This is a genomic window from Pseudoalteromonas sp. J2K-J031 (assembly GCF_058197095.2).
In genome coordinates this window covers 2,183,665-2,204,928 of record NZ_CM200279.1, presented here as the reverse complement: position 1 = coordinate 2,204,928, position 21,264 = coordinate 2,183,665, and the positions used below count along the sequence as shown (strand labels likewise).

Here is a 21,264-nt window from a genome sequence, read left to right as displayed (position 1 = left end):
GGAATCTTTATGTTTAAAAGTGCCATGTTAGTGCTACTAATGACTGCATTAATGGGTTGCAGCCAAACGGTTTCGACCGAGTTTAAGTCACAAAATTATAATAGCCGTATTCGTTTTTTAGTGATGCATTACACCACAGGCGATTGGCATGACTCGTTACATGCATTAACGAAAGGTGAAGTGAGTTCACATTATCTTATTCCTGAGAAAGGTGACAGCAGTTACCCAAAATCAGATCTAGCGGTTTATCGTTTAGTTGATGAGCAACATCGTGCATGGCATGCGGGTGTTAGCCATTGGCAAGGGCGAAATAACATTAATGATCAGTCGATTGGTATTGAATTAATTAACCGTGCAGCGTGCCAATATCAGCCACAAGTTTTAACAGAAGTAACGCCAACAGCCGCTTTTTTTGATAACCAAACTTTTTGCCAATACCCTCATTTTGATCAACAGCAAATCCAATTATTGATCGAGTTAAGTAAAGACATTTTGGCACGTAACCCAGATATTGACCCCACCTCAGTAGTGGGGCATTCGGATATTCAATTAGGCAATAAACAAGATCCCGGGCCGCATTTTCCATGGTACACCTTATATCAACATGGGATTGGGGCATGGTATGACGTAAAAACAGCACAGGCTCATTGGCAACAGTTATTGACGCAGGGCCTACCCTCTGTTGCACAGGTGCAATGTAATTTACAAAAATATGGTTATGGCATTGATATTACAGGACAATATGATCGGCAGACGTTTAATGCAGTTAAAGCGTTTCAACTGCACTTTATGCCTTGGCAAAGTAATGGCGAAATCACCATTAAAACAGTGGCAGTGCTCTTTGCCCTGATGGATAAGTATCGCTCTGGGGTCAGAGAGAAACATTGCCACAATCCCTCATTAATCCGTTATTGATTGTATGCTTTTTGATAAAGTGCCGTCTGGCTGACAATGGCAGCCGCCGTTTTTATTTTATTGATAATATCGGGATTTAAGTTTTTATTGGCGGCTAAGTAACCTTCTATCTCGAGATCTGCAATCGCATATTCATAGGTAAGGTAATTAGGTGGAAGATTAATTGATTTAGAGGTCATAGGAACGGCATGTTTTACATCAATCACTAAATCAACTTTACCGCTTAACAAGAGTTGCCAAGAACTCTGGATATCAGTAGTCAAAATCAAATGATTTGATTTATCAAAGCCATGTCGCTCTAAATACTGTGTTGCCATGTCTTGGCGTTGAGCTGCAATGATCCACTTTTTAGCATCATCAAGGTGTTTTATTTCAATATCGGTGCGTGAACTTAATTTAACAAAACCCAATTTGAATTTAACGACGGGTATAAGCCAAATAAATTTATCTTCTCGTTCTGGCGAGCGGCCGATACTGTAAATAAAAGTGTTGGGGTTGTTTTCAGCTAATTTATAGGTTCTGGCCCAAGGGTATAATTTAAACTGAGGATCCAATTGGGCTTGCTTGAAGATTGCTCGGACTATTTCTGTAGTGCTCCCTTTAATTACATCATTTTCAATTGTTTGAAAGGGGGGAGATAATTCGGTGAGCACAGTTAAAGCCCCATTAGCTTGTATGCTCAATAGCAATAAAAAACAAAAACAGGTTATTTTACTCAATGGCATTACGTGGCCTTGGTTTAAAGTAACAGCGAGTTGCTTTTTAACCCTAGTCTAAAATTGGTCATCTCTCTACGGTATGAATTAAACAATTAACGATTTTTTATGGATTTGTTGGCGAAAGCGGCTGGGGGTGCAGCCTTTTATTTGTAAAAATCGGCGATTAAAATTTGAGATATTACGAAAACCACATTGATCGCTAATCACTGTAATTGGCGATGAACTGTTAATCAATAACTTACAGGCTTTGGCGATGCGTAATTGATTAATAAACTCTGTTAAGGTGCGTTCAGTTCTTTTTTTAAAAAAGCGATGAAAATGATTGGTACTCATGTGTGCTAAATTAGCCAGCTCATCAGCGCAAAGGTTTTTAGTATAATTGTCGTAAATAAAATCAATGACTTTATCGAATTTGTTCTTTCCCGGATCCCGTTGTTGTCCTGAAATAAAGATTGACGTGGACAACACGTGGGCATCGGCATCGTGTGACATAGCTTGCAGCAGTTCAAATAATAATAAGTAGCGTGAGAGTGGATCACTCAGCTTGATTTTTTCAAGCAACCCCTTAGCGGTGACAGCGGTGTCTTTTGAGAACTTAATGCCTTGTTTTGCGCTGCTTAAGAATGTCAATAACTGTGAAAATTCAGGATGTCCGTTTACCAGTTGGTGCAACCATTGTGCGGGAATTTGTGCAACATGCACAATTTGACAACTGCCATCTGGATTAGGATTTGATTGCCAAGTGTGAGGTAACTCTGGACCTAGAATAACCAAGTCTAAATCAGAAAATGGGGCGAGGTAATCACCGATATGGCATACGCCAGTCGCGTTAAGCGTTAAACAAATCTCATATTCAGGATGATAATGCCAATTAAATGGAATGGCATTGAGTTGATATTCGCAATAACGCCAAGAAGAATTCGGACAAGGGATGACTTTTTCGCACATTGGTTTCATGACAACAGCCTTGTTTTTTGTAACGGTTAACACGTTATCATACCTAAAGTTTATATCTGCGTTATTCCACTTTAGTGGCATCTTTGAGTAAAACAAAGCACTTGTAGAAAATGAGGTCGCTATAACGTCATAGCTAAGCACGACAGCGTATGTGTCATTATCACCGTTTGAATTTATTTTTTATTCAACTTGTGTTTCTAAACGTAATGCTTGCTCAGTGGCAAAGTGTCAGTATGGATTGAAAAGTATCAAAACTACGGTGAAAAGTGCATCAATACCCTTTAGATACAAGGCACTATACCGTGGGGTGATGGTTACAGGTTCCCCTGAAGTGATTCGTTTGTCTGCCCACAAACAGACTTGATCCATCACCCTATTTTTTGATTGAGGATATCAAATGAAACTAAATTTAATTGTTGTTGGCTTAGTGTTGGCCACCTTTTTTGTTATCTCGTTTATCACCAATGTGCTTGGGCCTATTTTTCCCGCTTTGATTGAGAGCTTTTCAATTGGCTTAATGCTTGCCGGTTTTTTCCCGTTTGCTTTTTTTGTTGCTTATGGCGTGATGTCTATCCCTGCGGGTTTATTGGTGCAGCGCAAAGGTGAGAAATTTGTCATGGTACTGGCGTTTACTTTAGCGGCGTGTGGCTCGTTGTTGTTTGCTTTGGTTCCATTTTTTTTATCTGCAATGGTGGCTTTATTTTTAATTGGCACAGCAATGGCTATGTTGCAAGTCGCGATTAATCCGTTATTGCGCAGTAGTGGTGGTAAGGAGCATTTTGCTATGTATTCGGTGGCGGCGCAGTTACTTTTTGGTACTGCTGGGGCGCTGTCGCCTTGGGTTTATCAGTATTTTGTCTCTAATATTGCTGAGCAAAGTGCGCTTGGGCAGCAGTTGAGTGCGCTGGTACCCACTAATATGGCGTGGTTGAGTATGTATTGGCTGTTTGCGCTGTTGTGTATTGTGATGTTGGTGGTTGTATTCAATATCAAAATAAGCACCGTAGAGCGCCAAAGTAACGAAACCGTGGCAGGTTTAAAGCAAAGCATGATCTTGTTTAAAGACTCGACTGTTTTACGATTCTTTTTTGCCATTGTTGCCTATGTGGCGTTAGAGCAAGGGATTGCCAATTCAATTGGCGTGTTTTTAACACAGTATCATCAGGTCTCAGATACGCTGGCCAGCGAAGTGGTGAGCCAGTTTTGGTTATTGCTGACAATTGGGTGCTTGCTTGGGTTATTACTGCTCAAAGTAAGTGATGCCCAACATGTACTGATGTTATTTAGTGCGGGTGCACTGATGTGTTTGCTTACGGCCATTTGTACCACTGATGCTGCATGGTCAATGTGGGCTTTTGCCGGCTGTGGCTTTAGTTTGTCGGTGATGTGGTCAATATTGTTTTCTTTAGGACTCAATTCAATGTCACATAGCCATGGCGCTATTTCAGGTATTTTATGCACCGGCATTGTGGGTGGTGCCATTGTCTCGCCTTTAATTGGATTAATAGCTAGCGTTGTTGGAAGTTTACAGTTGGCAATGCTGCTGTTGCTTTTGCCGCTTGGGTATATTTTTAGTGTTGGTGTGTGGGCTAAGCCATTGGTGCGTAACCATAAAGTGAGCTTTTATAATGCAGTGTTCTCATCAAAAGTGGCTAAGTCTTAGTCAATATCAAACAATGAAAAGGTATGTCATGCAAGATGCCGTATTAAGTGTCGATTTAGGCGGCACAAAGTTGTCTTTAGGGTATGTGCAGGCAGGGAAAGTACATCAAAAAAGACAATTCAATGTGCCCGCACATTTTGAAAAACACGCATTTAATGATTTTTTGTTTGAGGCTATTGCAGCGCTCTTTACGCCTAACTGTAAAGGCATTGCCATTGGCGTACCAAGCCTAGTTGAAATGAGCGAAGGCCGAGTGATTGAAACAACTAATATTATTGACTGGCAAGATGTGCCATTAGCGCAACTCCTTACTGAGCGCTTCGGCTGTCCAGTGGTAGTCCACAATGATGCCAATTGTTTTGCGGCAGGTGAATATGTTTTTGGTGATTATTGTAAAGACACGAATTTAATTGGTGTTTGTTTAGGCACTGGGCTTGGTGCCGGTTTGATGCTTGAAGGGCGCCTTTATACTGGCTGTTACGCAGCGGCAGGAGAGTTTGGTAGCTTTCCTTATAAGGATTCGATTGTAGAGCATTATTGTTCAGGGGCTTTTTTTAAACACCGAGGGCTTAATGGTAAAGCGGTTTACGAAGCGGCGTTAAAAGGCGATAGCTTAGCCTTAGATTTATTCGATGAATTTGGTCAGCATATGGCGCATGCCATCTCATTGGTGATTTTAGCGTTTAACCCTAATGTCGTGGTGCTTGGAGGCTCGGTTGCTGCATCGTTTCCTTTTTTTGTTGATTCGCTTCAAGCCACGCTTTGCAAAATCAGTCATCCAACACTCTTCAACAACTTAAAGATAGTCTCGAGTAATGTCTCGGATGCAGCATTAAAAGGTGCTGCGTATTTATTTGATTTACAATGGCAAAGTGCAGAAGTATCACGATGAAAAAATGGACAATATTAGCGTTATTCCTCGGTTTATCGCATCAGGCTTATTGCTTTGAACAACAGCAATTAGATGAGTTTGCAGCAAAATTACAAGTGACCTATCAATTAATTGATAGCAAACCAATCAAATGCCCTAATGAGCAAACACAATGTTATTATTCAAGGCTGAGTCTTTCGCTTCCTTATGATTTACCAGGGGCAGATTGGCAGATTTATTTTAGTCAATTAATGCCTATTTATTCACTGCACAGTGATTCATTTTTAATTTCTCATGTGAATGGTGATTTGCACCGCTTAGAACCGAACTTAGTATTTGATGGATTTGCTAAAAATAAGGTGTATGAGATTGCATTTTATACCCAAGAATCTCAAATTACAGAATCAGAGTATATGCCCAACTACATTGCAACCGCAAAAGGGCTTATGGCAAGAAATATCAGTTCAACCGCTATTGAGCTTGATCCCCAAACAGGCTTAGAAGTGCAACCTTATTTAATTGATTTTGAAGGGTTAAATAATCTCCAAGTGAGTCAGTACGATAAAACACCTTTAATGGATACAGCGTATTTATTTAAGACTCAAAGCAAACCGCTAAAAAGCACCACGCTAGGCGTGATCCCGCAAGTTCAGCATTTAATTGTTGATGATGAGCACGTACTGATTGATTTAAAACAGGGCTTACGTATTTCAGATAAAGCCGATTTTATAGATCAATTAAGCGCTGCAAAGGCACGTTTGACAGGCTTTGGCATTGTATTTAGATCTACTGGTTTAAAGGTGGATATCATCAAAGATGACGCAATGGATGAAGAAGGATACGAGTTACGCATTACTCAAAGTGGCATTACCATTAAAAGTAACACGGCTACGGGTGCCTTTTATGCATTGCAAACCTTAGCAGGGTTGGTGTCGCTTGAAAGTGCCGTTGTGCCTGCTTTGACAATTCGTGATACGCCACGATACCCGTTTCGTGGTTTGCATATTGATGTGGCGCGTAACTTTCGCTCTAAAGCATTTATTTTACAAACTATTGAGCAAATGGCGGCTTATAAACTTAATAAATTGCACCTGCACCTTGCTGATGATGAAGGTTGGCGCTTAGAAATTGCAGGCTTACCAGAACTGACCGATATTAGCTCGGCACGTTGTTTTGACTTGACTGAACAGCATTGTTTGTTACCGCAGTTGGGAGCGGGCGCTTTACGTGATGCGAAGGTGAATGGGTTTTACACCATTAAGGATTATCAAGAGATTTTGTTAGCGGCAAAAGCTCATTTTATCGAGGTGATCCCGTCATTTGATATGCCAGGACACTCACGTGCGGCCATTGTGGCAATGGAGCAGCGATTTAAGCATTACAATGCGCTTAATCAGCCGCAGTTAGCCAAGCAATATCGTTTAATTGACCCATTAGATGCAACCGTGTATTCATCTATTCAACATTATGACGATAATACAATTAATGTATGCCAAGACTCGAGTTTTGCATTTGTGCAAAAAGTATTAGATGAAACGAATACTATGCATCAGCAAGTGGGTGTCCCCCTTAATGTTTACCATATTGGTGCTGATGAAACCGCTGGCGCATGGTTACAATCGCCAGCCTGTCACTCATTAAAACAAGCTGAGCCAGAAATTCGCGATTTTAATGGTTATTTTATTGAAAAGATCAGTGCGTACCTAGCGCAAAAAGGCATCGAAGTGGCGGCGTGGAGTGATGGTTTAAACAGCACTAACGTATCTAAAATGCCAAAAAAAGTACAAGCCAATGCATGGGCAATGTTAAGCGATAATGGCCATAAGGTGGCCCATCAACATGCAAATCTTGGTTGGCAAGTGGTCATTTCAGCACCTGAGGCCACTTATTTTGATTTTCCTTATCAGGCTCATCCAAAAGAACCCGGAAATCATTGGGCCGCACGAGCGATTGATACACGTAAAGTATTCGAGTTTATGCCCGATAATTTACCAGCGCATGCTGAAATTTGGCCAAGTGTGCTTGGGCAGGATTATGCTGCTGATGATACTCAGTCAAGCCTAAAAGAAGGTTTACAATTTTATGGCGTGCAAGGGCATTTATGGAGCGAAATGATCAGGAGCGACCAACAAGCACAATACATGCTGTTTCCGAGGTTGCTCGCGTTAGCTGAACGTGCGTGGCACCATGCACCGTGGGAATTAGCTTATGATCACCAAGGTAAACAATACGATTCAGGCAGTGCTCATTTTAAACCAGAGATGAAAAGCAAGCGAGAGCGCGATTGGCAACGCTTTCAACACTTACTCGCTTACAAAGAGCTGCCCAAATTAACCCATGCGGGCGTGTTTTATCGTATTCCAACGGTGGCTGCACATATTGATTTAAAAGGTCAATTACATGCGTTTACTGAAATTGGCGGTTTTGCAATTGAGTATCAACACAATAATGGTCCTTGGTTGTTATACCAAGAAGGTATTCGTGTTCAAGGTAGTGTAAATGTACGAGCCAAAGATATGCTCAGTGGGCGAAAGGGCCGTATGTTAACGCTGCATAATGCAGACTAACCTGAGTAATACCAATCGTAATAAATAACTGATCACCCTAGCTTGTTAAAACACTCGATAACTTCGTTAGATTTTTTGATTGTAGAATAACTACTTATCGAAAAAATCTGCCTTGTTCTCAAACGTTTTTCCTACGCTATTTTTGATCACTTACTTATCATGATTGGTATAACGTAGTTTTAAAGCCCTGTTTTGAAGATTAAATAGGGCTTTTTTATATTATTTGGCTGTTACTGTAATTCTTGTGCAACTTCAGCAATTTGTTGTCTAAGCCAAATATGACTGGCATCACGGTGTAATAGTGGGCTCCAGATCATGTCTAGCTCAAACGGTGGAATGGGAAATGGCGGGTCGACAATCGTCAGCTCAGGGTCATTTTTATAAATATTGGCCGCTTTGGTTGGTAATGTCGCGATTAAATTTTTCTCTTTGGCCAAATGAATCGCTACATGATAATTTCGCGTGAATGATGCGATATTACGGTGTTTACCAAAGTGCGCCAATGCTTCATCTACCCAACCGAGTTTTTGTACATCTGCCGGATCCATCCCAACACCGACTCCAAAACCAGTTTTGCTGACCCAAATATGGCGTGCTTTGAGGTAACTATCGAGGCTAAAATTGGCAATGATCGGGTTGTTGGCATTCACTAAGCACGAAAAACTGTCTTTCCAAATCCGTTTTTGGTGAAACGATTGTGGGAGGTTTTCAAAGCGGTTAATCGCCATATCGACTTTACCGTTTTCGACATCATGAAAAGTCACGTCGCTTGGGGTCATAATGTCCAGTGTGGTATCTGGGGCATGTAATTGTAATTTAGAAAGTAATTTAGGGGCTAAGGTGCTGGCCGCATAATCACTCGCCATAATGCGAAAACAACGTTTACTTAAACTTGGCTCAAAATCTCTGTTTGGTTGCAGCGTTTCTTCTAGTGTCAGCAAAATGCCTCGGATCACGGGCTGGAGTTCACGGGCACGCTCAGTAGGTACCATACCATCAGATGTGCGCACTAAAATGGGGTCATTGAGCAAAGTGCGAAGACGCTTTAAACCATTACTCATAGCAGGTTGTGTGATGCTTAACTGATTTGCTGCACGGGTGACATTACACTCGCGTAATAACGTGTCGAGATAAACCAATAAATTAAGGTCAATTTTACTTATATTCATAAACTAGATACTTTCTTTATTTATTATAATTATAGTGAATGATGTTAATCACAAGAGGGACTCCATGCAACTACCAGTCGTTTTTAAAGCGTAATGTTTTAGGATAAGGGCAGATATTTGCAAATTTATTCGCTTTAATATTTCGCTGTGCTTGCTGCCAATAGCCGACATCAAGTAATTGTGGATGTAGTTGCTCTAATAAATTACGCACCGTGGCATTGGTGGTAACAAAGGTGGTGAGTTGCTCAGGAAACACATCTTGGGGTGCCACAGAATAACTACTGTGCGCCATCAGGTAATCATCGTAATTTTTTGCTTTGGGCAGTGCTCTGAAGTTCATATCGGTGAGGTATTGCACTTCATCATAATCATAAAAAATAACCCGCTGGTGGCTGGTGACACCAAAGTTTTTTAGTAGCATGTCGCCTGGAAAAATATTCACCGAAATCATTTCTTTAAGTGCTTGGCCATATTCATCAATCACAGTGCGAGTTTGTTCTAGCGTGGCTGTCTGCAAATATAAATTTAGCGGCGTCATGCGTCTTTCAATGTATAAATGCTTAATAATAAGTAAGTTATCTCGAAACTCTAAGGATGAGGCGACGGTGGCTTTGAGTTCGGCTAAGAGGGGCTCACTGATGGTACAAAGCGGAAAAGCGACATTAGAATATTCAATGGTATCGGCCATTCGACCGACTCTGTCGTGGCGTTTAACGAGTTGGTAACGTGCTAAAACCGTATCGCGACCAAACGGTTTACCTTCACCAAACTTATCTTTAATCACTTTAAACACATAAGGAAATGAGGGGAGTGTAAATACGGTCATGACCATGCCCTTGGTGCCAGCAGCGCTTTCAAATTGCTCTTTAGTTTGGCTTAGCTGATGCTGTAACTCACGGTAAAACTGAGTTTTAGCCTGTTTATGAAAGCCCAGAGCACTGTAAAGCTCTGCGGGTGTTTTATTGGGCATCAATTGATTTAAAAAATGAACTATGGCTGAAGGAGCGTCAGTTTTCACCATAAAATAGGCACGAGCAAAACCAAAAATAACCCGCATATGAGATGACTGAGTGATCAGGGCATCAAGATAAAGGCCGTGATTAAAGTGGTGTAAAATAGGAACGATAAACGGTTGAATACCACTTTGTGAGACTACACGCCCGACAATGTAAGCAGCTTTATTGCGATAAAATGGACTCTTTAAAATATCAAATCGCATCTGATGAGCTTGATGATGGCTATTCGGTGACTGTTTTATAAACGCTTTTACTAATAAACGAATATCGCGTTCTAAATTAACAAATGGCACATCGAAGTTAAATTGCTTGATAATATCGCGAATGGTTTGTTTTAAGCCATCGACGACTGGAAAATAACTGCGATATTCGGCCGCAGAGGGGATGGTCGGTTGTTCTGATAATGTGCTTTTAACAAAAATGAAGTCATTGTTGAAATAACCATAATGAAATAAGCGACAAAATACAGAATTATAGAAGGATTCGGCAAGTTCTGGCTGTGGATGAAACAATAAAAGTTGCTGGTAAATAGCCCTTGTTTCACGCCACAGTGCAACATCTGGTTGTTCGTTATTCTTAAGGGCCAATCGAGTTTTAAGATCACTGAGTGTTTCGTTAACGCGATCATCATAATAGCTAATTCGGTCAGCACTGGCTTTTTGTATCGCCAACCAATTAGCTTGATTAAATGCTTTGGGTGCAATGGCCGTGATCTCTTGAAAAAGCTGATAATGCTTTTTAAATCCTTTTAAAATGACATGAGCTATTTGCTGTGAGCTATCCATTGACACTCCTTTAGAGTTTTTGCTCTATTTGTGTGACTTTAGCCTATGTTGCTTGAGTATTTCAACTACTTCGTCAATATCATCAGTTATGGTAAATAAGGTTAAATCTAATGGTTCGATTAAATCATTATCAATTAACTGCTCGCTTAACCAGTTTACAAGCCCTTGCCAAAACGACTTACCAAACAAAATAACCGGGATTTTGCTGATCCTACCTGTTTGCAATAAAGTCAGTGCTTCAAAGGTTTCATCTAAAGTACCAAAACCACCAGGCATACAGACATAGCCCATCGAGTGTTTAACAAACATAACCTTACGGGTAAAAAAATAGCGAAACTCTATGGGTAATGTTTGATATGGGTTGGCCATTTGCTCTTTAGGTAGTTCAATATTAAGGCCCACACTGACACCGCCAGCTTGTTGTGCTCCTCGATTTGCAGCCTCCATAATGCCGGGACCACCCCCTGAAATAACCGCAAATTCATTCTCGGCTAATTTATGGGCAAGTGACACCGTGTCTTGATAATAAGGTGACTGTTCAGTTAAGCGTGCCGAACCAAAAATAGAAACGGCAGGGCCTAAATCGGATAGCTTATCAAAGCCATCGGCAAATTCACTGATGATGCGAAACATTCGCCAAGATTCATCGCCTTTAAGGTTATCGATCATGCTATTTCCTTTCTTGAGGTTGTTTAAGGACCATAAACCATACATTAATGTAGTCGGGTAAATGACGATTTGCTGCTGCATACTCGGCAAAGCCATGGTAGCTGCCTGCTAAATAATCTAATTGGTACAGATTGTCATCAAATGCGCCGCCAGTATCTGCTAAAATAGCTAATCGATACTCTTGATGTTGCTTAAAGTTAAATTGACTGAGTAACAAATGCCCTAACCCTAATTGTGTTAAATCACCTGCAAAAGTGACTTCTGGTTGTACTGTTATTTTAAACTCAGCATCTTTACCATAACCTAAAATCCCCTCAACGTGTTTAAAGTACCAATAACGTTGTTGTTGCTCGGGTTTTAGGTTGCGATCATACGCAATAGCGTTATTACGATGCACGTTATAAACCTTAGTTGTTTGATCAGAATCAACCACTACAGTGCCTTGCAATAAGGCTGACTCTAAATCACTGCGTGATAGGTAGACAAGTGGCTTGGCAACATCGGGCGTAAGCGGTTGCTGTAAAATAGCCTGCTTACCAAATTGAAAGCGTGTTAAATCGGGTTGTTGGTTTGCTTCTTCAATTGATAAGTGACTTTCATCATATGGAATTGCATACAAAGCATGTGGAAAATCAGCCGAAGGGGTTGATTGCCCTTGCGCCAGATGAACGTAATACTTGGTCATTAATAAACGATCATTAGGTAAATTGGTTAAGAGAGGCTTTTTACTGGCAAATTGTTTGGCGTTGGCGCTGTCAGGATACCAGCGAATAAACTCAAAATGTTGCTCGATAAACGAAAATGAGTTGAGTCGCGATGCTTGGTTACGCGCCTTATCTTCTTGCGCTATCTTGCAAATATATTTTAAGGTTGCTTTTATGCGAGCATTATCAACACCTAAGTGTTTTAGGGCATTGGCATGATTTACTTTTGGGTCGTATTCAACACCCCGATCGAGATAAGCAGACGTTGATGCCGCTACTTGGCAAAGTTGCTCTGGATTCGTATTGATCTTAAGTGATTGAGTCGGCGTTTGAGATTCAAATAAAGTAGCAAAATTGGATGATGAAAAAACAAGTAAAGGTAAAAAAATAAAAAGCTTACGCATAAAACGGCCTTAAAAGTATCGATTAGTTTAGTCTAATAAAATGCTTTTAATACGCAAGACATTTATTTTTTATTCTAATATTTCAGTAGGTTGGTTATTTAAAACGCTTTTTCAGTTCAGCTAATTCATTTTTTAGCTCTTTCAAAACCAAGCGTTCTTCTTTGACTTGTGCGTCGTATTTGTCTTCTATGATTGCCACTTCTTGCTTCACTGTTTTTGCTAACGCTTTTTTGGTTTTTTTATCCATTAATTTTTCTAGTTTATCAAGTTCGTCACGCCGTTCGGTCATTTTAGTACGTTGATAAGTGCGAATTTTATGTTGAGAGGTTTTTATTTTCGATTCGAGGATTTCGATTTGTTGTTCAAATTGAGCTCGATTAAGTTGCACAATATCTTGCTGGGTATCACGGGTTGTGTTGGGCACAAAAGTAGAGACCGTTTTCATTTCCGCATTGGCAGAGCAAGGAAATTGGCTGATGATAACTCCTTTATCGCCTTGGCATTGATAAAAACGCGTATTATCGGTATTCGCCACGCTAAAAGGTGAGTGTGATAAGAAAAGGATTGAGACTAATACAGAACCATTTTTTAATACTGACATAACATCTCCCTAGTTACACATTAAACATAACTAGGGATCACTGTAGCGACAAGTAATACTTTAGTATAGTTTTTTATGGGCTGAACCGTTTGAGCTCTTTGATGCTTTCAACTAAGAAAGGTACGTCGAGCTTATGTTCAAGCGCAAATCCTTGAGCAGCAGAAATATTTTTAAAGCTGCCATCTGGCTCGATTAACGTGATCCGATCTTTTTTATAGGCAATAAAAACACCTTGAGAATAGTTAATGCCGTTTTCTGCTTGCTCTTTATTTAAGTTATTTCCCATTAATGTGGCGGCCGCGACTTCGGCACATCCCCAGTAATATTCTAAACTGGTGGTGATTAAGTCCATCGGTTGAATAATGCTGTTATCTTGGCGGAGCGCTTTATCGTTGACGTATAAAGTCGATGAATCAACGACACGAACGTGATTATTCGACAAACTAAAGGCAAAAATGCGGTCGGCAGAGCTGGTTGTGTGCTCATTGGCATGCACTAAATTAATTTTTGCGTTATGGGCCGAAGTCGGTGTGCTGTTTAAAAAGTCAAATTGCGAAAAACCATGGCTTGTAAATTGGATGTGTTCATTTAACCAAGCCGGTTTTATCTCTTGGTTCAGTAATGAAGGTTTATAGTATGCAGGTAAACCATACACTAAGTTAAACAGGGTATCTTCACTGAGGGTAGGCTGCAAAAAGCGCTCGAGCGGGTAAAACGTTTGCTGCTGATTAGTGATGTAATGTTGTAGTGCTTGTTCCGAATCAAAAATAAGGAAATCAATATTGCTACTGTTTTTAACCTGACTGGTTAAACGACACATCGGAATATGGGTAGGCAATTGGTAATGATTATCAAAATTGGTGACTTTAATATCACGCTGCTTTTGGTAAAGATCGATATCTAATAAGTTATTTTTAGCAAGTAAACTGCGAGCCGTTGTTGGGTAAGACAGAGGCAGTACGTTATCTTGTTTTGTAATATCAAAATTGAGGTTAGCATCTGCCCAAATATGCAGTAAATGACTTGACGCAAAGCAACAGACAAATACAGCGGTAATTTTTTTACCACAACTAATCTGCTTTAAGCGATCAAGATGGCGCCAACAAAAATTACTGACTACCAACTCAAAACCTAAAATCAGGAAAACAATTGCCCCAGCAATAAAAGTCGCAAACCATGAGCCTTGAACAAGCGTTTGCCACGTTAAGGACATGATTTGAGGTAATGCTGATGAACTGAGGTGATAACCTAAATTAAAATAAACAAATGCATCAAGCGCTAAAAGCGATGCACCAAAAGTGGCCAAAATAGCAGCCATCCCTCGGATGTGTCTTGGGTAGGGGAAAATAAGACTGAGTGGAAAAATGGTCAGAACAAAGCAAATAAACGTTAAAAAGCCAATGTGGCCTAGCCAATTTATTATTAAATAGACACTTCCTAAAAATGTGTCGGGAGTGCTATCTGCCGCAAGGTAAACAAAACTAATTAATAAAGCCAAGCCAATGTTGGCGAAAGTGAACCAATGGCCCCAGCTTAATAATTGACTCGCTTTAGATGTAAATTGGCTCTGTTCTGCAAGATTCATTCAGTTATTTAACCGATTGCTTTAACGCCTGAGCGAAATTATTGGCAACTTCAGCTTGTTTAGCTGCAGGGACATGTTCTTTAATAATATGTGTAATAGCATTACCTAACGTCATTAAGCTCAAATCAACCGGTGCTTTATGGGTTTGCAGTACAGTAATGACTTCATCAACGATTTTTTCTACTTGTTCATTCGAGTATTTTGATACAATTGGCATTCTAGAGTTCTTCACACAACAAAAATTACTACCATATTAACATTGGAGGCGCAAAAAACAAAGATGACAACACAAGTTGAAAGATTAGTCGTTCATTATGTCGACAAAAAAGACGAAAAAATTGAGATCCATCTCAGAAGTGATGAGATGCCTGTGAATGACCGTGTTGAGGTTTTCATCGAACAGCTCCATCATGCTTATAATGGCAAACCGGGTAAAGGATTTTGTGGTTTTAGTGGTCAAAAAAATAGTGTGGTTGCGTCTGCTTTACAGTCTTATCGCCAAGGAGAATGTCACTTCTGGAATATGACTGAGCAAGCTACGCAAGTGTTAAAAGAAGAGCTCAACAAATACGCCTTCAACGAAACCGGTTATTTAGTTTTCTGCCATTATAAATATGTGGCTGATGATTTTATGATGATAGCGCTGATTAACATCAAGGATCATTATTCCATCACCTCAGATCTTGATTTAGCGATGTCGCGCCATTTAGATATTACTCGCATGCAGCTTGCTGCTAGAATTAATTTGTCGCAATGGGCTGCTCAAGCGGATGAGAATCGTTATGTCTCTTTTATTAAAGGTCGTGCAGGTCGAAAAGTAGCAGACTTCTTTTTGGATTTTTTAGGTTGTGAAGAGGGCATTGATGCCCGTCAACAAAGCCAAGTGATGCTAGAAGCGGTAGAAGATTATTTTTCTGAGCAAGAATTTGATCGCGAAGAAAAGAATGAACTTCGTCGTCAAGTATTTGATTATTGCACTGATTGTGTGACAACGGGGAACGATGCTGAAGTTGTGGCTTTATCAGATACCATTAGCAAAGGGGATGGGCCAAGCTTCGATACCTTTTACCGTGAACAAAATTACGATTTATCCGAAAGTTTCCCAGTAGATAAGAAGACGGTGACCAGCATGGTGAAGTTTGCTGGTGCAGGTGCTGGAGTAAGCATTAGTTTTGAACGTAAGCATTTAGGCGAGCGAATTCATTATGATGAGCGTTCAGATACGCTGACGATTAAAGGTATTCCGCCAAATCTTAAAGATCAATTACAAAAGTTTTTTGCTGAAGAATCATAAGGAAATTCAATTCGTCAAGCGTGGCAAAAGTGCGCTTGTTGATTAGATCTCGCCTTTGGTACTCGATACCGTAGAGATAACGTTAAAAAATGAATATGGTATTTAACGTGATGGTTTGATTAAAAACAGCATATAAAAAAAGCAGCTCATTGAGCTGCTTTTTTATGTGTTTAATTATTAATTAAACGGCTTGTGCTTTAGTCATTGGTGCACTTGCTCGGCTTGTTGGAGCAATAGAACCTGACTGTTGTAGGCTGTATTGCACTGGTACACGTTGCTCAGCAGGCATTGCGGCAGGTAACGTGACATCAGTAGCGAATGCGACCGCTGTTGGTTTAGTTGTTGGCGCACTAGCTGATGCAGATACTCGAGCTTCAACAGTTGTTACTGTCGACTCTTTTACTGTAACCACGGCTGTTTCGACAGCAGAGGCAACTTCAACAACTTGCTCAACCACAGGGCTCACTTCTTCTTGTGCAAGAGGTGCTGGTTCAAGCTCAGCCTTAGGCGCTGTTTCTGTTACTTCTTGCGATGGTTCAACAAGGGGAACTTCGCTTGATTCTTCCGATGCAGCCGTAACTTCGACAGCGTGAGGAGCTAATTCAATCACTGATCCTGCGTGTGCCTCAACTGATGCAACTGCTGCACTTTCTTGCGTTACACTCGGAGAAAGTGTTTCTGGTGCAATCACGTTCTCAGATACAACAGGTGCTACTGTATCAGCAACTTCAGCAGACGTGTTTAACTCGTTTGATGTTGATGATTCAGATGGTGCAACGTCAGTTGTTGAATTTGTCGCATTCACTTCAGTGCTTGGTGTTGCTACTTCAGGCGTTGTGACATCTACAGTAGGTTGAGCGACGTCTTCAGTTGGTTCTTCAGTACGTTGTTTGCGTGATTGCTGAGCGGCCATCTCTTGATCGGCTACTGGCACAAAACCTGGTGACTCAACAGTTTCAATCTGAGCTGTATTTTCACCCTCATTTGGTTTACGGCGTTTTTGACCGGCTGCACGTAGGTGACGCGGTGAACGACGAGAGCGACTACGTGGTTCTTTTGAATCAGCGTCGTCTTCGTTGTTTAAAGTATCAACATTATCAAAACCAGCGTCTTCATCTTCATTGATAATTTTTTCAGGTTTTGTGCTCGGTTTATCGTATGTTTTTACATCCGTAGTAGGTTTCACATCAACACGTGGTGATGACTCAACAGCATCAACTTGTTCTGCAGATAATGAATCAACTACGTCTTCGGTTACACGAACTTTTTTGCGTAAATTACGACGTTGACGACGTTCTTTAAAACGGGGCTCAGGTTGTTCAATAGCAGTTTCAGCAACCGCAGGAGCTGTTTCAACAGCTTCGCTGACTGGCTTGCGGTTAGGCGAACGGCGACGTTTATTTTTGTTCTCACGACCTTCACGCTCAACGCGGGTATCAGTATTATCACGTACCGGCTTTTCCGCAGGTTTTGCTGTCGATTCGCTGACATCGGCAGATTTGCGCGGCGGACGTGTGCGATTGTTATTGCGACGACGAGAATCTTGATTGCGTGGAGTGTTGGTACGCTCAGGAGTTTCTTTTACTTCAGGTTTTTCTTCGCTTGCGAATAAACTTTTTACCCAACGAGTCAGTTTGCTCAGTAGTCCTTCGGTTGCAACAACCGCAATAGGCGCAGGCTCTGGTTTTTTAGCAATAGGAGCTGATTCTGCCGGAGAAATAACACCTTGTAATGCAGGTTGTTCTTTTTCGACTTTTTGAATTTTGCTAGCATCAAAAGACAGCGCTTCAGGTTTTTTAATTTGACTGTAGCTGACCGATTCTACGGTTTCGTCATGTTTTAAACGGTGGACTTCATAATGTGGCGTTTCCATGTGCTGGTTAGGTACAATCACGACATCACATTCATGGTGTCTTTCAATTGCACTAACGCTACGACGCTTTTCATTAAGTAAATAGGCTGCGACATTGACAGGCACTTGAGCATTTACTTGTGCAGTGTTGTCTTTTATCGCTTCTTCTTCAATTAAACGTAAAATAGATAACGCGATTGATTCAGTTGAACGAATTGTGCCTTGACCATTACAACGTGGGCAGGTGCCTTGACTTGCTTCGCCAAGTGATGGACGAAGACGTTGACGTGACATTTCAAGCAAACCAAAACGTGAAATTTTACCAATTTGTACGCGTGCACGGTCTGGACGAACGGCTTCTTTTAAGCGGTTTTCAACTTCACGCTGATGGCGTGGTGGTGTCATATCGATAAAATCGATAACAATTAAGCCACCCAAATCGCGTAAACGTAATTGACGGGCTATTTCATCAGCTGCTTCTAAATTGGTATTAAAGGCTGTCTCTTCAATATCACCACCTTTAGTAGCTTTTGATGAGTTGATATCAATAGATGTCAGGGCTTCTGTTGGGTCAATAACAATTGAGCCACCTGAAGGGAGACGGACTTCGCGTTGAAATGCAGACTCGATTTGGCTTTCGATTTGATAATGTGTAAACAGCGGCACTTCGCCTTTGTAAAGCTTAACACGGCTCATAAAATCAGGACGAAAACGCTCGATATGTGCTTTGGCTTCTTCAAATACGCGGGTTTTATCAATTAAGATTTCACCGATGTCACGACGTAAATAATCACGAATAGCACGGAAAATGACGTTGCTTTCTTGGTGGATTAAAAACGGAGCAGGGCCTTTTTCAGAGGCAGTAATAATTGCATCCCAGTGAATCAGTAAGGCTTTTAAATCGTAATCGAGTTCTTCAAATGATTTACCAACACCAGCCGTACGGACGATAAGTCCCATGCCCTTTGGTAATTCTAAGCGGCTTAATGCATCTTTAAGGTCTGTACGTTCGTCGCCTTCAATGCGGCGTGAAATTCCACCGGCACGAGGGTTATTTGGCATTAATACTAGATAACTACCAGCCACGCTGATAAATGTAGTTAGTGCAGCACCTTTTTGACCACGTTCTTCTTTATCTACTTGAACAATAACTTCTTGACCTTCTTTGATCACGTCTTTGATATTTGGACGACCACTGAAGTTATAGTCTTTAGGAAAGTAAGTACGGGCAATTTCTTTTAAAGGAAGGAAACCATGGCGCTGTGCACCATAATCAACAAATGCAGCTTCTAGACTTGGTTCTACGCGGGTAATTTTACCTTTGTATATATTGGCTTTTTTCTGTTCGTGACCTGGGCTTTCGATATCTAGATCGTATAAGCGTTGGCCGTCAACCAGTGCGACGCGCATTTCTTCTTGCTGCGTAGCATTGATTAGCATACGTTTCATATTGTTACTCTATTAATGTGTCTAATTGGCCTAAATGGTGGAAATTGTTTCAATTAGTTCAGACACCCCTTTATTTTTGTGCAGTCTCACGACTGGATGTCTGTCGGGGATATGTATTTAAAAATTAAACTAAACGAACTGTCGACCACTTAGGTTTGGACAAAACCGTTATATTATTCGCTTTTTTTAGGCAGGCGTTCAGCTCTGTCTAACGATACATTACGCTCATCGTCGCAGGCTGAAGACACGAGTTATTCGGATATCTACTAAAAGCTTTGGAAATCTTAGCTTGAATCTGTATGATCTTGAATCCGAAGTGTGCGACACCACTTCCTATTTGTGCAAAAAAGCACCAAAATTCCTGCTTTACAGGTAATTTACTGTGGGATTATCCCACTATTCATTACAGGTTAGCAACTAAAATTATTACTCAAATCAGTGATGAGACAATGTCAGAGAAACTCGGAACGCAAGTTATTTTTCATACAGTTACAGAAGATCATGATGGTCAGAGGATCGATAACTTTCTGATAACGAAATTAAAGGGTGTGCCAAAAAGTGCCATCTACCGTATTTTGCGAAAAGGTGAAGTTCGAGTTAATAAAAAGCGTATTAAACCGATTTATAAATTAAACCTCGGTGATGAGGTACGAATTCCGCCCATTAAAATGGCAGAACAAGAAGAATTCGTGCCTAAAAATCTAGATGTGATTAGTCGTTTAGAAGAGGCTATTTTATTTGAAGATAAATATCTTATTGTGATTAATAAGCCTGCAGGTATGGCTGTGCACGGTGGTAGTGGCTTAAGTTATGGGTTAATTGAAGCAATGAGAACTTTAAGGCCACAAGAAACGGCCCTTGAGTTGGTTCACCGTTTAGATAGAGACACTTCTGGTTGTTTACTGATTTCAAAAAAGCGGTCGGTATTAAAAAGTTTACATGAGCAATTGCGTGAAAAAACCATGCAAAAAAATTATTGGGCACTAGTATCAGGCGAATGGTTATCAAAAGATAAAAATGTTACGGAACCGCTGCGTAAGAATACGTTGCAATCTGGTGAGCGAGTGGTGCGAGTGGATCACGAAGAAGGAAAACCTTCACATACACGTTTTAAAGTGTTAGAACGTTTTCGTGATGGTACATTGGTGCAGGCTTCACCGGTAACAGGTCGTACCCATCAAATCCGTGTTCATACCCAGTGTAAAGGCCATCCGATAGCATGTGATGATAAATACGGTGATAACGAATTTGAGCAAAAGATGAAAGGGTTTGGTTTGAATCGTTTGTTTTTACATGCTCATGATTTAACATTTTACCACCCTAAACTTGAACAAAACATGACAGTTGAAGCGCCATTAGATGACATATTAAAGCGCACCATTGCTCGTTTACGTGCTGATCATGCGCTATAAATTAGCTATTTTTGATTGGGATGGCACCATTATGGATTCGATTGCGCGAATTGTTGCTGCAATGCAATGTGCCGCACAAGAGTTTTCGTTGCCATCTCCTGAAACTCAAGTAATAAAAAGTATTATTGGGCTTAGTTTACCGCTTGCGGTTGAACGATTATTTCCTCAGCATCCTGAGCTTCATCATGCCTTAGTTGATGCGTATAAACGTCAATATAAATTAGAGCATCAGCCAAGCACGCCGTTGTTTGAAGGTGTGAGTGAAGTATTGGAAACCCTTAAGGCGCGCGGCTATGTTTTAGCAGTCGCGACAGGTAAAGGAAGGCCTGGTTTAGACCGTTTATTAGCCGAAACAGGATTAAGTTCATTTTTCACTGTGACAAAAAGCTCAGATGATGCGTTATCAAAACCTTCTCCTGACATGTTGGCGCAAATTTTAGCGGCGACACAGGTCAAAGCAGATAATGCGGTGATGATTGGTGATACGACCATTGATTTACAAATGGCTCAGGGGATAAACATGCCTGCTATTGGCGTGACGTTTGGAGTGTGCACCGCAGCAGAATTAAAACCCTTTAATCCCGTAGCGGTCGTTGACTCATTTACAGAGCTATTGTCGGTACTCACCTAAG

18 protein-coding genes are annotated in these 21,264 nt (G+C 40.8%); 8 read left to right on the top strand and 10 right to left on the bottom strand.

The features are described from left to right. Positions 1-9: 9 nt before the first annotated feature. Positions 10-915, top strand: coding sequence for an N-acetylmuramoyl-L-alanine amidase (locus AC3KZC_RS09925; RefSeq protein WP_490578697.1), 906 nt, complete (start codon positions 10-12; stop codon positions 913-915). Here the strand turns inward: AC3KZC_RS09925 and AC3KZC_RS09920 are convergent. Further along, positions 909-1,568 carry a substrate-binding periplasmic protein gene (locus tag AC3KZC_RS09920; RefSeq protein WP_490578698.1) on the bottom strand — a complete coding sequence of 220 codons (660 nt, stop codon included), beginning with the start codon at positions 1,566-1,568 and terminating at the stop codon, positions 909-911. The two genes, AC3KZC_RS09925 and AC3KZC_RS09920, sit on opposite strands and share 7 nt — an antisense overlap. Here AC3KZC_RS09920 and AC3KZC_RS09915 point away from each other — a divergent pair. Continuing rightward, complete coding sequence (locus AC3KZC_RS09915; protein WP_490578699.1) at positions 1,561-1,692, top strand: hypothetical protein; 132 nt, start codon at positions 1,561-1,563, stop codon at positions 1,690-1,692. The two genes, AC3KZC_RS09920 and AC3KZC_RS09915, sit on opposite strands and share 8 nt — an antisense overlap. Before the next feature lie 26 nt (positions 1,693-1,718). Here AC3KZC_RS09915 and AC3KZC_RS09910 read toward each other — a convergent pair whose 3' ends face one another. After that, positions 1,719-2,591 (bottom strand): AraC family transcriptional regulator, encoded by an 873-nt coding sequence (locus AC3KZC_RS09910; RefSeq protein WP_490578700.1) that lies wholly within the window; start codon positions 2,589-2,591, stop codon positions 1,719-1,721. Positions 2,592-2,988: 397 nt separating this feature from the next. Here AC3KZC_RS09910 and AC3KZC_RS09905 point away from each other — a divergent pair, with 397 nt between their 5' ends. Genes AC3KZC_RS09905 through AC3KZC_RS09895 form a run of 3 tightly spaced genes read left to right on the top strand, consistent with a single transcriptional unit; the run spans position 2,989 to position 7,692 of the window. Beyond that, positions 2,989-4,254, top strand: coding sequence for an MFS transporter (locus tag AC3KZC_RS09905; RefSeq protein WP_490578701.1), 1,266 nt, complete (start codon positions 2,989-2,991; stop codon positions 4,252-4,254). Positions 4,255-4,282: 28 nt separating this feature from the next. After that, positions 4,283-5,146, top strand: a complete 864-nt coding sequence (locus AC3KZC_RS09900; protein ID WP_490578702.1) for an ROK family protein — start codon at positions 4,283-4,285, stop codon at positions 5,144-5,146. Beyond that, positions 5,143-7,692 (top strand): family 20 glycosylhydrolase, encoded by a 2,550-nt coding sequence (locus tag AC3KZC_RS09895; protein WP_490578703.1) that lies wholly within the window; start codon positions 5,143-5,145, stop codon positions 7,690-7,692. The genes AC3KZC_RS09900 and AC3KZC_RS09895 overlap by 4 nt, the downstream gene beginning before the upstream one ends. A gap of 230 nt (positions 7,693-7,922) precedes the next feature. On the opposite strand, the gene AC3KZC_RS09890 is transcribed toward AC3KZC_RS09895, so the two are convergent. The 7 genes from AC3KZC_RS09890 to AC3KZC_RS09860 all read right to left on the bottom strand — a co-directional run bounded on the left by AC3KZC_RS09890 (position 7,923) and on the right by AC3KZC_RS09860 (position 14,842). Beyond that, a complete protein-coding gene (locus AC3KZC_RS09890) occupies positions 7,923-8,861 on the bottom strand; it encodes a LysR family transcriptional regulator (RefSeq protein ID WP_490578704.1) in 939 nt (312 codons plus the stop codon). Between the two features lie 70 nt (positions 8,862-8,931). Continuing rightward, complete coding sequence (gene aceK / locus AC3KZC_RS09885; protein WP_490578705.1) at positions 8,932-10,662, bottom strand: bifunctional isocitrate dehydrogenase kinase/phosphatase; 1,731 nt, start codon at positions 10,660-10,662, stop codon at positions 8,932-8,934. 24 nt (positions 10,663-10,686) lie between these two features. Continuing rightward, positions 10,687-11,331: an LOG family protein gene (locus AC3KZC_RS09880; protein ID WP_490578706.1), complete on the bottom strand. Its 645-nt coding sequence runs from the start codon at positions 11,329-11,331 to the stop codon at positions 10,687-10,689. A gap of 1 nt (position 11,332) precedes the next feature. Next, positions 11,333-12,439 carry a hypothetical protein gene (locus AC3KZC_RS09875; protein WP_490578707.1) on the bottom strand — a complete coding sequence of 369 codons (1,107 nt, stop codon included), beginning with the start codon at positions 12,437-12,439 and terminating at the stop codon, positions 11,333-11,335. Between the two features lie 94 nt (positions 12,440-12,533). Continuing rightward, on the bottom strand, positions 12,534-13,040 hold the full coding sequence (locus AC3KZC_RS09870; protein ID WP_490578708.1) for a hypothetical protein: 507 nt from the start codon (positions 13,038-13,040) through the stop codon (positions 12,534-12,536). Between the two features lie 73 nt (positions 13,041-13,113). Beyond that, complete coding sequence (locus tag AC3KZC_RS09865; protein WP_490578709.1) at positions 13,114-14,625, bottom strand: DUF3413 domain-containing protein; 1,512 nt, start codon at positions 14,623-14,625, stop codon at positions 13,114-13,116. Between the two features lie 4 nt (positions 14,626-14,629). Continuing rightward, on the bottom strand, positions 14,630-14,842 hold the full coding sequence (locus AC3KZC_RS09860; RefSeq protein WP_490578710.1) for a YejL family protein: 213 nt from the start codon (positions 14,840-14,842) through the stop codon (positions 14,630-14,632). Positions 14,843-14,905: 63 nt separating this feature from the next. Between AC3KZC_RS09860 and yejK the strand changes: the two genes are divergently transcribed. Next, on the top strand, positions 14,906-15,919 hold the full coding sequence (gene yejK, locus AC3KZC_RS09855; RefSeq protein WP_490578711.1) for a nucleoid-associated protein YejK: 1,014 nt from the start codon (positions 14,906-14,908) through the stop codon (positions 15,917-15,919). 181 nt (positions 15,920-16,100) lie between these two features. Here yejK and rne read toward each other — a convergent pair whose 3' ends face one another. After that, positions 16,101-19,220 carry a ribonuclease E gene (rne, locus tag AC3KZC_RS09850; RefSeq protein WP_490578712.1) on the bottom strand — a complete coding sequence of 1,040 codons (3,120 nt, stop codon included), beginning with the start codon at positions 19,218-19,220 and terminating at the stop codon, positions 16,101-16,103. 449 nt (positions 19,221-19,669) lie between these two features. Between rne and rluC the strand changes: the two genes are divergently transcribed. After that, positions 19,670-20,632, top strand: a complete 963-nt coding sequence (gene rluC, locus AC3KZC_RS09845) for a 23S rRNA pseudouridine(955/2504/2580) synthase RluC (protein WP_490578713.1) — start codon at positions 19,670-19,672, stop codon at positions 20,630-20,632. Next, on the top strand, positions 20,622-21,263 hold the full coding sequence (locus tag AC3KZC_RS09840) for an HAD family hydrolase (protein WP_490578714.1): 642 nt from the start codon (positions 20,622-20,624) through the stop codon (positions 21,261-21,263). The genes rluC and AC3KZC_RS09840 overlap by 11 nt, the downstream gene beginning before the upstream one ends. The last annotated feature ends 1 nt before the right edge of the window (position 21,264 follow it).

Excerpts from the sequence above, each read along its gene's own strand:
- yejK (WP_490578711.1), top strand. The coding sequence starts at position 14,906 with ATGACAACACAAGTTGAAAGATTAGTCGTTCATTATGTCGACAAAAAA.
- AC3KZC_RS09865 (WP_490578709.1), bottom strand. The coding sequence starts at position 14,625 with ATGAATCTTGCAGAACAGAGCCAATTTACATCTAAAGCGAGTCAATTA.
- rne (WP_490578712.1), bottom strand. The coding sequence starts at position 19,220 with ATGAAACGTATGCTAATCAATGCTACGCAGCAAGAAGAAATGCGCGTC.
- AC3KZC_RS09895 (WP_490578703.1), top strand. The coding sequence starts at position 5,143 with ATGAAAAAATGGACAATATTAGCGTTATTCCTCGGTTTATCGCATCAG.
- AC3KZC_RS09880 (WP_490578706.1), bottom strand. The coding sequence starts at position 11,331 with ATGATCGATAACCTTAAAGGCGATGAATCTTGGCGAATGTTTCGCATC.
- AC3KZC_RS09875 (WP_490578707.1), bottom strand. The coding sequence starts at position 12,439 with ATGCGTAAGCTTTTTATTTTTTTACCTTTACTTGTTTTTTCATCATCC.
- AC3KZC_RS09870 (WP_490578708.1), bottom strand. The coding sequence starts at position 13,040 with ATGTCAGTATTAAAAAATGGTTCTGTATTAGTCTCAATCCTTTTCTTA.
- AC3KZC_RS09840 (WP_490578714.1), top strand. The coding sequence starts at position 20,622 with ATGCGCTATAAATTAGCTATTTTTGATTGGGATGGCACCATTATGGAT.
- aceK (WP_490578705.1), bottom strand. The coding sequence starts at position 10,662 with ATGGATAGCTCACAGCAAATAGCTCATGTCATTTTAAAAGGATTTAAA.
- AC3KZC_RS09860 (WP_490578710.1), bottom strand. The coding sequence starts at position 14,842 with ATGCCAATTGTATCAAAATACTCGAATGAACAAGTAGAAAAAATCGTT.
- AC3KZC_RS09905 (WP_490578701.1), top strand. The coding sequence starts at position 2,989 with ATGAAACTAAATTTAATTGTTGTTGGCTTAGTGTTGGCCACCTTTTTT.
- AC3KZC_RS09900 (WP_490578702.1), top strand. The coding sequence starts at position 4,283 with ATGCAAGATGCCGTATTAAGTGTCGATTTAGGCGGCACAAAGTTGTCT.
- AC3KZC_RS09910 (WP_490578700.1), bottom strand. The coding sequence starts at position 2,591 with ATGAAACCAATGTGCGAAAAAGTCATCCCTTGTCCGAATTCTTCTTGG.
- AC3KZC_RS09890 (WP_490578704.1), bottom strand. The coding sequence starts at position 8,861 with ATGAATATAAGTAAAATTGACCTTAATTTATTGGTTTATCTCGACACG.
- AC3KZC_RS09925 (WP_490578697.1), top strand. The coding sequence starts at position 10 with ATGTTTAAAAGTGCCATGTTAGTGCTACTAATGACTGCATTAATGGGT.
- rluC (WP_490578713.1), top strand. The coding sequence starts at position 19,670 with ATGTCAGAGAAACTCGGAACGCAAGTTATTTTTCATACAGTTACAGAA.